This window comes from Segatella copri, assembly GCF_026015295.1.
Lineage (GTDB): Bacteria > Bacteroidota > Bacteroidia > Bacteroidales > Bacteroidaceae > Prevotella > Prevotella copri_C.
Genome location: NZ_JAPDUW010000001.1, coordinates 1,478,379 through 1,491,367, shown reverse-complemented (window position 1 = coordinate 1,491,367; position 12,989 = coordinate 1,478,379). Strand labels below are relative to the sequence as shown.

Sequence of the window (12,989 nt, the reverse complement as noted above, 5' to 3'; positions counted from 1 at the left end):
AGATGGCAGAATATATTGATTCAAATACGCTCTCTAAACTTAGAGCTATCAGCATCCTGGAGGTTGCTGATGAATTGGGAATGGGTTTGCGGTATCATAATGCCCTTTGTATCAGTCATAATGATACCCATCCGAGTTTGCATTTCTGGACTTCCACCAACACTTGTCATTGCTTTGCATGCGGGTGGGGTGGAGATAATATCGACCTGGTGATGAAACGGGAGAATCTCTCTTTTTCGGAGGCTTGCCAATGGCTGTGCAGAAGATTCAAAATCAGCGCCGGTTATCATTCTGCGGGAAACCGTAAGGATGTGCTTCATCGGGATAAAGCTGTTGCTGAGCATAGAAAATCTGAATGTGATACGGACAAACTCAATCTCAGAGGCGAGTTTCAGCATAAGCCTGACGTAGATTATCTGATGCGTATGCTCATGGGTAAGAAACTGACAGATAAAGCCAAGGATTTCCTGTTCTATCAGAGAAAGCTGCGCCCAGAATATATCTATTGGTGTAGAGTGGTGAGCACAGATTTCTCCATTGCTGGCTATCGCTTTGGTGGAAAGTTTTTTGATGGTCCTTCCCTGTTGATTCCCTATTATGACGTTCATGGCAATCTGCTGACGGTTCAGAGCAGATATCTGGGAGATAAGACTGAAGAAAAACCGCGGTTTAAGTTTGCACCAGGTAGCAAGCCGATGGTATATGGGATGCAGATCTTGCCGCAGGTGGCAGAAAAAGAGCCATTGGTTATTACCGAGGGATGTACCGACTGCTGGAGCGCTATGTCTATGGGTTACAAGGCAATAGCCATCCCGAGTGCTACGCTTTGTAATGAAGAATGTCGCAATCTTTTAGCGGGAAGGAATCTTCACATGTGGCCTGATCAGGACAAACCGGGCATCGGTCTTTATATGAAACTGAAGGAAATGTTCCCTCAGCTGGTGTACCATCAGTTGCCGGAAGGTTGCAAGGATTTGTCTGATTATTACCAGTCGTTTTACGTTCAGAAAATGTGAAAGTGAATGTGAATTTCAAATGTTTTTCTATTGTTGTTTTTAAGTTGTTGCGTGTTATGATAAAGTTGTTTTTAAATCGTTTACGTAGAGATCATGGCGCCATTGTTGGTCGCCTTAGTCAGGAAGTAGTTAATCGCCAGGGTATCGTTGTAGGTCATCAGTACATTTGTGATACGATGGAGCGCGAGGGTGGCTGTCTGGAGCCGGGTGAATATCACATCATGGTGGCTAAATGCAAATGTTTCGCCCGCCAGATGCTTTTCCTCGAACCGGTAAGGGATGATTCTTCTTCATCTTCCTCTCTTCCTCTCCCCGAAACCTGCAAGCTTTGCCGCATGGAGCGCAAGAGTCATGAGTTCGGGTGTCTGGAAGAGCTTCATGCCCTTCCTTGTCCCATGATGCAGCCGGGCAATGGTCCGTTCCGTCTGCGCCAGGGTGGCATCCTCATCGGCGAGGCCCATGCGTCCGGGTTCGTACTCAAGAGTCAGGAACGCTTCCTCCAACTCTACGACCGCATCAAGAAGGTCATTGCCCGTGGGGGCGAAGTGGTCATCAAGATAGAGTAGGTTGGGGAGAAGAGTGGCACTTATCAACAACTTGACTCTCTTTATGTAAGAATGCCAAATCAAGTGGATCACATTATGCTTTTTGCTTGATTTGGTATTCTATATGTGTTGAGGCGTATGTCATCTCGGGGAAGTTAGTGTGACTTGTGGAACGAAATAGAGGAAAGGATAGGTTTAGGGCAGTAGTGGTACCATATAAATAGGTACGCAAAGCGTATCGCCATCCTTCTTCAAATCTTTGGTATAAACTAGATATTTGTGGGCGATTCTCGAAGAATACTTTTCTGAGAATTTGTCCAAAGAGGTATGTGCTTTATAGCCAGATGACTTTACTTCAATCGGGCTCACCTTGCTGCCATCTGATAGCAGAAAGTCTATCTCGTAATATCCTTTTCCATCTAGTTTGAGGATTGTATGATAGTACAAGTCCTTGCCTGAAGCTTTGAGCATTTGGGCCACTACATTCTCATAGACGTATCCTAAGTTGGCATCCAGTTTGTCACTCAATAGTTTTTGATAGATGACATTGTCTGTAAATGACTTGGATTTGAATGCCAATGTGATGAAAAGTCCTGTATCTGAAGCATACATTTTGTAGCGTTGCAAGTCTTTGGTCAAGGCTAGTCCTACATTTGGATCGTTGGTATGATAGGCTATGTTGGCTACTCTTGATTCTTCCATCATTTGCACAATGTCGGTTACTCTATCAGCTTTTTCTCCTGGTATAACGGAAGATACACTATATCTAGTTGCATTCTTGCTTAGCTGCGATGGGATGGCATCGTACATGGATGAGGCTTTTCCCGATTCCTAAGACATCACCAAATTTTTGAGAGCTTTTTTGTGTTAAAATAAGCAAAATAGCCCCCAGAAAGCATATAGTCATACCTACCCCTGTAGCAGAAGAAGACATTTTTTGACTTTTCTGTTACAAAAAAAACGATACGGAACTCTTTCTTTTAATAGCTTTTTGCTCGATTCCTAATTAGTTATCCGTATCTGTCCTCACAAGACTATAAGAGACAATGGTACATTGTCATAGTTCACTTGCTTTGGACTTTTCAATATGTAAGTTCTTTCTGTCGTCAGAGGTGTTCAACACTTCCCATTTTCTCTTTTGCTTGCCTATGGCAAACATTCTGCAAATGAGCTTAAACTTGACGGCATTCAATGCCTTACGCTTAGTATCAGAATCTTTTCTGCCTCCTAACTTTCGATTATAAAACATTTGCATTTCCACATCGTACTCAACAGCTCTCAATGCCGCCATAGACAGGTCAGCTTTCACTTGACCGTTACAGTGTGCGGAAGGTCGGGCACGCCATTTCACACTGGTACCAGAAGTGTGACTGCATGGAGCTACGCCAACATATCTCGCATATTGCCGAGCTGTGTCAAAAGCGGTAAAGTTTCGTGTGATGGCAATTATGTTTGTTGCATTGACAAAACCAATTCCTGGTATCGTCAACAGATTCTGAAAAGTGTCAAAGACATCTTCCTCCTTGGACATTAATTCACACTCTTCCTGATCTATCTTCTCAATGTCATGATTGAGCTTTTTAATGTAGCTCTCATACATGGCAGAATCCTCTTTCGTTTCAAACATCTGCATTCGGTTCATAAAGTTTGTCCGTTGCTCCACAAGGAACTTACGCTCATTGACAAGTTGCTTCAATTGTTGCATAGCCTTGCTTGGCAACTTGTATGGCTTGGCACATTCCGTGCCATCATAACGATAGAGGAAGTCAGCTATCTTTGCAGAGTCATTCTTGTCTCGCTTATCTATTGTCCCCATAGGATGATGTTTTACTATACGTGTACTAAGCATACAGAAAGAGTAATTCTTGGACGTGAGGAATTTTTCCAAGTCCAAGGAGTAGCAACCTGTAAATTCCATGCCAAACAGGGCTTGGGAAAGTACCACACGGCTCTTTTTGAGCCATGAGCACATATCGCCAAATCCCTTGCGAGTGTTGTTGAACACCTCATGAGGGAACATTTTGATGTTGGTGTCCTCACGAAATATAGATACATCTATGACATTTTTAGAGATGTCAATGCCTACAAATGATTTATTTTTCATATCTTTGCACCGCTTTACGAAAGGAACTCTCTATGTCAGGATAAGCCAAATCTTTTAAAAGCTGGGACGGACAGCTAATTCCCTAAAAGGCACTGAGTCTGACATTTCGGGCAGAGGAGACTATATCAAGGGAAAGGGCTTTGCCTAAGATTAAAAAGTTCACTACCTCTGTCTGGAGTTCCTTCCTTTTGAGGATTCCTCGCAAAGGTAGTGCCAAAAGCAACCAAGAGACTCTATCATGGTATAGTGATGGTCTTAAAACACTGTTAGTTCACTCCTGGTTGCTTGTTTTTCCCATTTCGATAATTGTCCGTCTCCACATACGGAGTACCTCGTTTTATAACGGCAAACATACGGAGTATCATCTTAAACTTGATTGCATTAAACACTATTCCACTGCATTTCTCCTTTCTCTTGCGTTCCCAGTAATCTCTGATGTTCGGAATGTGCTGCATGCAAACCAAACAGGCAATGGACAAATCTGCCTTTGCCTGTTTAAAACCTTTCTTAGAGACTGACGAGCCTTTTCTCACAGATGTACCAGATTCTTTCTTGAAAGGAGCGACACCAATATAGCAAGCGTATTTACGTGGGTTATCTATTGCCATGAAGTTTTCGGTCAAGACAATGGTTTCAAGTGCGACAACACGCCCAATACCAGGTATTGATGTCAGCAGGGAAAAGTTCTTGCTGATGTCCGCATCTTCTTTTATGTACATGTCAATTTCATTGTCTATGCCTTTAAGTGCATCATTGAGCGTTTTAAGTTGCCCATTCTTACGTTCCACAGACAAATCTGTGTCATACGCACATATATCATGAAGCTGCTGCTTGTAAAGGACTGACTGCTTGACTGTCTGCTTGCGTTCCGCCAAAAGCCTCTTCAACTTAAAATATACAGGAGAAGGAAGTTTTGATGGGTTGCGAAGAATCTTTCTGTGGTTCTGCTCACAGTAAATGGCTATGCGGAAAGAATCAAGCTCGTCAGTCTTGATGCGGTCGAGCGAACGCAGTCCATCATCCAAGTCTGGCTCAAAGCGATGCATCTTGCGAGGTTCCACCATCCTATAAATATAATGTTTCTCTTCCAACCACAGTCTAAAGTTTTGGGTGTAAAGTCCTGTATATTCCATACAGAACAAGACTATATCAAACCCCTTGCTTACCTTTGCCACCCATGAACCAATTTTCTTGAAACCTGCATTGTTGTTGCTCACCTTTATATGGGCTTTCTTCCAATCAATGCTTTCTCCGTCATAATAAGCAAGGTCGAGAGTCTGCTTTGAGACATCCACGCCTATGTAAAGTTCTTTATCCATAATTTTGACATTTAATAGTTAAATGGAATCAAGAAAGTTGGCTGGATTATATAAGGACTATGACATGAGAAAGGGCATACCTTGAAAGAAAGATAGTTCACCTTAACACCCATTAACCAAATATCCTAACTTGATTCCTGGGTGCAAAGGTAAAAGAAGTGTCTATCTTTCGGAGATCTTCTTCATATAGAGCGATAATGTCACGTTTCACCGTGTCTACAGCACTGAGATTGTTGGTCTTGATGTACTTGTCTACAGCTTGTGGCATCCCCCCAACCAACATATACAGTCTAAAATCACGCATCAGCTTTCTATGCGTAGCATCGCCCAGACTTTGGCGAGCTGCTAAGACTTTTCTAAGCAAGGGAATAGTTACGCTGTCGCCTAGTGCCCATCTGAATTCTTCGAAATCCATGGGGTGCATGGAAATGCGTGTCTCTTCGCTAGGAATGATAATGGACTGAACATTCTTGCGAATGGAAATCAATGAACCTGTCTCGATATAGTCGTATCTGTGATCTTTTACAAGATGCTTGATGGCTTGGCGTGCTTTGGGGTTGTTTTGCACTTCATCAAAGACAATGAGTGATTTTCTTTCTTTGAGATCTACATTGTAGTTGAGCTGCAAGCGAAGGAATATGTAGTTTAAGTCAGAGAGGTCCTCAAACAAGGCATTGACTTCTGGGGATGTCTTTGAAAAATCAATGAGAATGTATGAGTCATACTCATTTTTGGCAAACTCTTCCACTATGGTTGACTTGCCAATTCGTCTGGCTCCTTCTATCAAAAGTGCCGTTTCTCCATCACGCTCTTCCTTCCATTTGAGCATGTCTTGATATATTTTCCTTCTAAAAACTGTCTCTGTACTCATATTTGTCTAATTATTAGTTGATTATGCGTGCAAAGATACAACTTTTGCCGAAATCCGCAAAATGTTTTAACCTTATTTTGCCGAAATCCGCAAAATGTTTTTATCTGTTTTTGCCGAAATCCGCAAAATGTTGCATGGGTTCTCATGAATGTTATTTGATTTTTCCCCATCATCTTTTGGGGATTTGCCACTTTGCCATCTCTGGGATTCTTTATACTTTTGTAGCAGATGATCGCTAAGCGATGACGTGAATCGCTCAGCAGCGTACTTCGGGCGCAGGATGTGCTACTGATATGGGCAATGGTCCCTTCACGCTTCGTCAGGGCGGCATCTTGGTGGGCGAGGCCTGTCCTCTCGGCTTCGTAGAAGTTTCATTGCGTAAAAATCATCATGTTTTTACGTAATGAAACTATTTTTTTACCGAAAACTCCCCTCCGTACAGAAAAAAAAGCTAACTTTGCAAACGTATGGCAATTTATATTGCTACTATTTCCCTAGTTTATCATTTAATTATCACAAACTATCATGAAACATCGTTTAGCTTTTTTCTTCATCGCGTTATTGAGCTGTCTGTCTATCTCGGCTCAAAAGTTTGAACTGGATCCTCTTTGGGGAGATTCTGTCGAGTGTATGGTAGCCTCGAAGCCCGATTCGCTTTGGAAGATAAGCGAGCCTATCCAAAGTGTGAAATTCCCGAAGGGGATGGAAATCGAGTCGTGCGGAAAGGCCAACGGATATTATGTGGCATTCAAGAAGGATGGCGCATCCTATATGGCGTATATGGGAGATCTGAAGTTCAGCGCCGACAATTCTGAGGGCACGGTCAATCCATTGAGCGAGGACACGGTGAAGAAACACTCCGCCCTGGGTCATTTCTATGCCACCTATACGCCTGCTGTGCTGGTACTTATATTGATGGGTATGATACTGGCCACTTTCTTCGTGGCTCGCAAGAGTTCTCCGGCTGTTCCTTTGGCTCTGAAGGTTATACCGGTTTGCATGCTTCTCATATCCATCATAGAAGTGATAGGCTACAAGGTTCTTGGCGGCGATATGTTTTGGTGGTGCGACAACGACCGTTATGGGTTCTTTGGCTCTTTATTCCGGGTAATTCCATTTGGCGCAGTTGTGGCTTTGCAGTTCTACACATTTAAGATGTTTGAGACCTTGGTCTTCGCTGATGTTCCTGCTGAGGAGAAAGGGAAACTTAGCCTTAAGCCTGCTATGGTGAGTCTTGCCGCGTGCTTACCGGTGTTGATAGCCTATGCCATGATCGTGCAGTTATGGCTTGGATGGCAAGGGATGGTAAGCGACACCATCATGTTCATCCTTTTCTTGGGCACTTTGTTTTCGGGTATCGCCATCTCTGTCAAGAAGAATGCCGAGGCGCTGGGCGCAGGCAAGGGCTTGATAGTCACCATCTTTTCCGTTATTTATCTCGTCGGACTTTTGATAGCAGCCTGGGGAGTTATCATCGTGCTTCTGAAGATTATCCTTCAGGTGCTGATGGTCATAGCCGGTATCATCGCCCTTTCTGTCTTGGCACAACGTACCTATTATAAGGGTAGTGATGGACATATCTATGCCAAGAGTGGATTTGAAAACCTTCATCGGGTAGATTAGCAAGGAGAATTATTCATTATTAATCATAAAAAATAGAGTAGTTATGGGAATATTTAGTGGAAAAGGATTTGTAGGGTCTTGCTTTAGAGGGTGGGGCTCTAGTAACATGGCTGTTCAAGCAGTGGGGTGTATGATAGGCATGGTGGTCTTGGTATTTGTCGTCCTGTGGTATGTCGTCAAGTTCTGCTTGCGCATTTTCGACAAGCATCGGGAGAAAGAGGAGTCCAGCAGGTCTGTACAGAACATCACCATGGAAATGGGATACCCGAATTTCAATTTGGGCAATTACTCTGTGGTCTTGGAGCAAGTGAACGATGCTGAGGCTTTAGTCGCTCAGTTGAGTCGTATAAGTGGTTATAGCGAGGAACTAGCCAGGCGTCAGGTGTCATCATGCCCAACCTGCCTTATGAAAGGACTTGACCAGGAAGGAGCTGATGACATGCAGGTGTTGTTGCAAGTGAATGATTGCTCCGTGGTATCCGTTAAGGAAGTTGGTATTTAGTAGTCTTCCGATATACGATTCTGTGTTCAAATTCCTGATGGAAGACGAACGCATCGCTAAAAACGTGCTCGCCGCCATTGGGAACAAATCGCTAACTTTGCCACAGAACAATTTTAAGAACTTTAATAGTGTAGAATTATGAACAAGAGATTTACTTTATCATTCTTGCTCCTGCTATCGTTCTTGCTTTCGGCAACAGCCCAAAGCATAGATGAAGCCAGAGCTAAGCGTATTGCCGCATCTTTTTTCAAAAGTAATGCTGCAAGAAGTATGAGAGGGGAAAAAATGGTACAGAATGAAAACCTGGTCAACAACTATACGGCTAGGGTCGGTGACAAAAATTGCTTCTATATCTTCAATAGAGGCAAGAACGATGGCTTTGTCATCGTTTCGGCCGATGAGCGCACCCGACAAAACGTGTTGGGCTATTCGGAGAGAGGCAGCCTGGATTATAGTTCCAGTCCTGCTTATATCAAGGCTTTCCTCGATAGGTATGCGCAAGGTATCAGCCTGCTTAAGTCGGCGGATGGAAGCCAGGGCGGCACAACCATTACCTACCAAGACCCAGTGGATCCACTACTGGGGGATATCGCTTGGGGACAAGGTTGGCCTTACAACCTTCTGTGCCCAAAGGACGATCAGGGAGGTAATTATGTGACGGGTTGTGTGCAGACCGCCATGGCACAAATCATGGCTTATCATAAGTGGCCAAAGCAAGGCCGGGGAACTGCGTCTTATGAATGGAACGGACAGACTTTGTCGGCTGATTTCAGCAAGTCAACCTATCGATGGGACTTGATGCAGCCTCAGTATGAATATGGTGACGAAAGCATCAGCGAAGATTCGAAGATGGCTGTCGCCAAGCTGATGGCAGACTGTGGCATAGCCAACGGTGCCAGTTATGCTGACGGAGGCACGGGAGCCAGTTCAGGCTCCGCAGCCCAGTCGCTGATAGACTATTTCGATTATGACCTGAGCATAAACATGTTAGACCGAAATGAATGCTCGGCCGAGTATTATGAGGGCACGATTCAGAACGAGTTGCGCCAAGGCAGGCCGGTCATGCTAGGAGGTGGCAACTCGAAGGGCGAGGGTGATGCCCATGAATTCTTATGCGACGGCTTCAACCAAGAGGGCTATTATCACATTAATTTCGGATGGAATGGATATGTCAATGGATATTTCCTGATTTCCGCCACAGGATACGACGTGAATCCTGATGTGATATATGGCATTCAGAAAAACCAGGGTGGAAAGGGCGACTTCGTGGCTTCCTCCTCCCTGGATTTCATGTGCGTTGAGGGGCATAAAGTTTCGATGGGCATAGCCATCAGCACTTTTGCCCATTTCCAGTACGACTTCGCCTTCGCCTTCGAGAATACCTCTGACGGGAAGGTGGAGTATGCCCCTATAAATGGTAATCTTTCGGTAGGTATATGGACTACGCCACAGGAACCAAACATTGTGACCTTCGATAAGAAACTAGCCAACGGAACTTACAAGATGTATCCTGTGGTTAGCATCAAGGGAAGAAACGATTGGCGCAAGGTGATATTTGGCGACAAAAGACAAAGCTTTATAGACGTCAGTGTCTCTGGCGGAATACTCAGCATGGAGAATAATCATATCTATGATGACATCGAGGAAGGTGCGGTCGAGATAAATGGCATCTACTATCAGTTGAATGCCGACAAGAAGACTGCTACCGTGACCTATAAGAACAGCAAGTATGACTCGTATGCAGGTTATGTGGTGATTCCAGAGATGGTGACGGCTAGCGACGGCAATAGCTACCAAGTGGTGGCTATAGGCAAGAACGCCTTCACCGAGTGTCGTAACTTGGAGGAAGTGAGCATACCTGCCAGCGTAGAGGAGATAGGCTATGGAGCATTTAGCCAGTCAAGTCTGAGGAACATCAACATTCCGCAGAAATCACGGCTCAAGAGTATCGGTGGATGGGGTTTCAATGGATCGGGACTTGAGAGTATCTCGTTGCCCGACGGATTCTCTTATCTTGCACAGTGTGCCTTCCAGGGATGCTCGTTGCGATATATCTCGTTGCCTTCTTCCTTGACCTCTTTCGGTTCTGTGGCCTTCAACGCATGCCAAAAGCTGAATACCCTCAAGGTGGCTTGGAGACAGATACCTAATACTAACGAGATGCTGGCACAGGTGGACTTGTCGCAGGCGAAGTTGCTCGTGCCTAAGGGATATAAGGAGATATACCAGAAGAACCAGGAGTTGAGTGGGTTCAAGAGCATCGAGGAATACTGGGAGCAAGGTGCCGCAGGCATCACGCCAGTGGATTCTACCCAGACGGCCTCCTTCTGCTCGGGAACCGATGTGGAGGGATACTATGTTGTTCCAGACACGCTCGTGTTGGATGATGGCACTAAATATCCTGTCACCGTGATAGCAGACTATGCCTTTAAGGGTAACCAGCAAGTTACGTCGGTTACTATACCTTCCTCTGTCTCCAAGATAGGCGAAAAGGCCTTTGCTGGTTGCGTCAAGCTGGAGGAACTTTCTTTGCAGAATCCTATTCCTCCGACTCTTGCCTCGGATGCAGCCGTTGGCAAAAGTCGAGGGATGGCGGGAGCTGAGTCTGCCATCCCTGAGTTTGATGGAGTGGATTTAGGAAGTTGTACCTTGTATGTACCTATAGGTAGTGCCGCCTTATATCGGAGCGCATATGGTTGGTCCGCATTCCAAAAAATCGTGGAGAAAGAGAACACGGACATCAAAGGTGTGGTCATGCAAAGGGGAACTTCTGGGCATGTCTACAATCTGCAAGGTATGCATGTGGGTTATGACAAGAAGCTACAATCTTTGCCAGCCGGTGTTTACATCGTGAAGGGCAAGAAAATGGTGGTTAGCAAATAGAGGATTATTCCACATAATCTACCTTCACCACGATGACGCGTATCGCCTGGTCGCTGGTGTCATTTGCCACCTTGGCGATGTGCCAGTCTCTAGGGAAGAAGATGAAGAATTCGCCGGGGGTACTGTCGAAGAAACGGGCCTTCCGGCGGTCGTAGTCGTAGTGGATTACGTCGGGACGATACTTGCAGTTGGGGGTGCTGGAGTAGTGGTCGATCACGCCAAAACGCTCTGTGCCCTTTACTACATACTGAAAATCGATGTGCTTGTTATGACTCTCGCTGCGGCGCTTTTCCAGCGGCTCGTTCTTGCTGTCCTCTACACTTACCATGAGGTCGGAACCCGGAATCTTGTGCTTTCCCTTCGGAATGCTCAGCAAATCGGTCTTTGTCAGATAGTCGAAGAGCGCCTGCCATTGCTGCGGATTCTTCTGATACTGCAGATAGAAATCTGCGAGGTTTACGCTGGAATGTGGCTTCGCCTTGTCGAAACCATTGCGCCAGACGCCGCTCTCTGCCCAAGCTATAGCCTCTTTTATGAGTTCGGGCTTATCGCCGTAATACTGTGTGTAATACCCTCTCTTGCAGCTGCATTTCTGTGCTGAATTATGACAGCAGGTATGCGCACCGGCGGCCATCGATGTACTGAATAAAAGGGCTATGCCACAGATAATCTTCTTCATTTTGACTTATTAAATTGTAGCGTTAGTTAAATTTGAGGGCAAAAGTACAAAGAATATTCGAGAAAACAAACGGAAAATGGAGATTTCTTCGTATCTTTGCACACATATTTTGTAAGATTATGAAAAAACTGTATATTCTTTTGTGTGGGGCAACGGCGGCCCTACTGATGGCGGCATGCCAGGGAGGAAAGACGGCTGCTGCTGATGCGGAGGCTGGCGATACCCTGGAGATGAAGTACGCCAAGTTGCTTACCATCGTGAAGCATGGTGATGGGGAAGAGAGTTCCGATGCTGCAGAAGGCATTGATTATCAGTATGCTGAGGCTATCATCGCCAACCCCTGGAAGGCGGGAACGATGCTGCATCGCTACATCCTGATTCCGAAGGGAAAGGAGGGGGATAAGACGGTGGCGATGCTTGCCAAAAGGCGCAGCACGGGGGCGAGATGCACTACCGATACCGTGCGCACACCGGTGGAGAAAAGTGCCGTTTTCATCGCTCCCCATTGCCAGCTGATGTACGAACTGGGCTGCCAGCAGGCTATCCGTGGTGTCTGCGACCTCGATTACATCAATATTCCGGATGTAAAGAAGAGGGCTGCTTCTGCTGGAAATGCTGCTGCCGGAAAAGCTTCAGCCGGAAATGTTTCTGCAGAGAATGCTATTGTGGATTGCGGTTCGAGCATGGCACCCGATATCGAGCGTATCATCGCCCTGAAACCCGAAGCCATCCTCCTTTCGCCTTTCGAAAACAGCGGAGGATATGGCAAGCTCGACAAGCTGCACGTGCCCATCATCGAGGCTGCCGACTATATGGAGTCTTCGCCATTGGGCAGGGCGGAATGGATGAAATTCTACGGCATGCTCTTTAAAAAAGACGGGAATGCACCGAAGACCGCTCTTGCTGCATCTTGCGAACCAAAGGCAGATTCGCTCTTTGCGAAGATAGAAAAGGAATATCTGAAGCTGAAAGCTGAGGCAGCCGGGTATCCGAAGGGCCTCTCTATCCTGACCGAAAGAAAGACGGGCAACGTATGGTATGTGCCTGGAGGTCAGAGTACTATCGGTATTCTGATGAAGGATGCCAACGCCCGTTATATCTTCGAGGACGATGAACATAGCGGAAGTCTGGCGATGAGTCCGGAGCAAATCTTGGCGAAGGGAAAGCAGGTGGATGTATGGGCATTCAAGTATTTCGGTGGTGCCCCTCTGTCGCAGGCTCAACTGCTTCAGGAATATGACGGCTACAAGGCTCTTGCTGCCTTCAACCGGGGTAATATCTATCAGGTAGATACCTCTACGGTACCTTATTTCGAGCTTACGAGTTTCCATCCCGAACTGCTGCTCAGAGAGTTCATCATCCTGGCTCATGGCGAGCGGTTCGGCAAATTGAAATTCTATAAGAAATAGGGCTTTAATCAGAGATTTTACAAGAAATAGTTTTAGGT

At 45.6% G+C, this 12,989-nt stretch carries 10 protein-coding genes and 1 pseudogene; 6 read left to right on the top strand and 5 right to left on the bottom strand.

Annotated elements, in window-relative coordinates; translation table 11 throughout:
* Positions 1–2 precede the first annotated feature (2 nt).
* Positions 3–1,016, top strand: a complete 1,014-nt coding sequence (locus ONT18_RS06475) for a CHC2 zinc finger domain-containing protein (RefSeq protein ID WP_264904560.1) — start codon at positions 3–5, stop codon at positions 1,014–1,016.
* A gap of 56 nt (positions 1,017–1,072) precedes the next feature.
* A complete protein-coding gene (locus tag ONT18_RS06470) occupies positions 1,073–1,582 on the top strand; it encodes a hypothetical protein (protein WP_264904559.1) in 510 nt (169 codons plus the stop codon).
* A gap of 174 nt (positions 1,583–1,756) precedes the next feature.
* On the opposite strand, the gene ONT18_RS06465 is transcribed toward ONT18_RS06470, so the two are convergent.
* The 4 genes and pseudogenes from ONT18_RS06465 to ONT18_RS06450 all read right to left on the bottom strand — a co-directional run.
* Positions 1,757–2,371, bottom strand: coding sequence for a DUF4143 domain-containing protein (locus ONT18_RS06465; RefSeq protein ID WP_264904558.1), 615 nt, complete (start codon positions 2,369–2,371; stop codon positions 1,757–1,759).
* Positions 2,372–2,618: 247 nt separating this feature from the next.
* Positions 2,619–3,665 carry an IS110 family transposase gene (locus tag ONT18_RS06460; protein ID WP_007896893.1) on the bottom strand — a complete coding sequence of 349 codons (1,047 nt, stop codon included), beginning with the start codon at positions 3,663–3,665 and terminating at the stop codon, positions 2,619–2,621.
* 266 nt (positions 3,666–3,931) lie between these two features.
* The gene (locus ONT18_RS06455) at positions 3,932–4,984 is read right to left on the bottom strand and encodes an IS110 family transposase (protein ID WP_007896891.1); all 1,053 of its coding nucleotides are present in this window, start codon (positions 4,982–4,984) and stop codon (positions 3,932–3,934) included.
* 154 nt (positions 4,985–5,138) lie between these two features.
* Positions 5,139–5,855: pseudogene (locus tag ONT18_RS06450) on the bottom strand (ATP-binding protein); the annotation flags it as partial.
* 525 nt (positions 5,856–6,380) lie between these two features.
* Here ONT18_RS06450 and ONT18_RS06445 point away from each other — a divergent pair.
* From ONT18_RS06445 to ONT18_RS06435, 3 genes are all read left to right on the top strand, one after another.
* The gene (locus tag ONT18_RS06445) at positions 6,381–7,478 is read left to right on the top strand and encodes a hypothetical protein (RefSeq protein ID WP_264904557.1); all 1,098 of its coding nucleotides are present in this window, start codon (positions 6,381–6,383) and stop codon (positions 7,476–7,478) included.
* Between the two features lie 106 nt (positions 7,479–7,584).
* Positions 7,585–7,980, top strand: coding sequence for a hypothetical protein (locus ONT18_RS06440; RefSeq protein WP_264904556.1), 396 nt, complete (start codon positions 7,585–7,587; stop codon positions 7,978–7,980).
* Between the two features lie 138 nt (positions 7,981–8,118).
* A complete protein-coding gene (locus tag ONT18_RS06435; RefSeq protein WP_264904555.1) occupies positions 8,119–10,863 on the top strand; it encodes a C10 family peptidase in 2,745 nt (914 codons plus the stop codon).
* A 4-nt stretch (positions 10,864–10,867) separates the two neighbouring features.
* Here ONT18_RS06435 and ONT18_RS06430 read toward each other — a convergent pair whose 3' ends face one another.
* Entirely contained in the window at positions 10,868–11,497 is a 630-nt protein-coding gene (locus ONT18_RS06430) for a YhcH/YjgK/YiaL family protein (RefSeq protein WP_264906816.1), read from the bottom strand.
* Between the two features lie 164 nt (positions 11,498–11,661).
* Between ONT18_RS06430 and ONT18_RS06425 the strand changes: the two genes are divergently transcribed.
* Positions 11,662–12,951, top strand: a complete 1,290-nt coding sequence (locus tag ONT18_RS06425) for an ABC transporter substrate-binding protein (RefSeq protein ID WP_264904554.1) — start codon at positions 11,662–11,664, stop codon at positions 12,949–12,951.
* Positions 12,952–12,989: the final 38 nt, after the last annotated feature.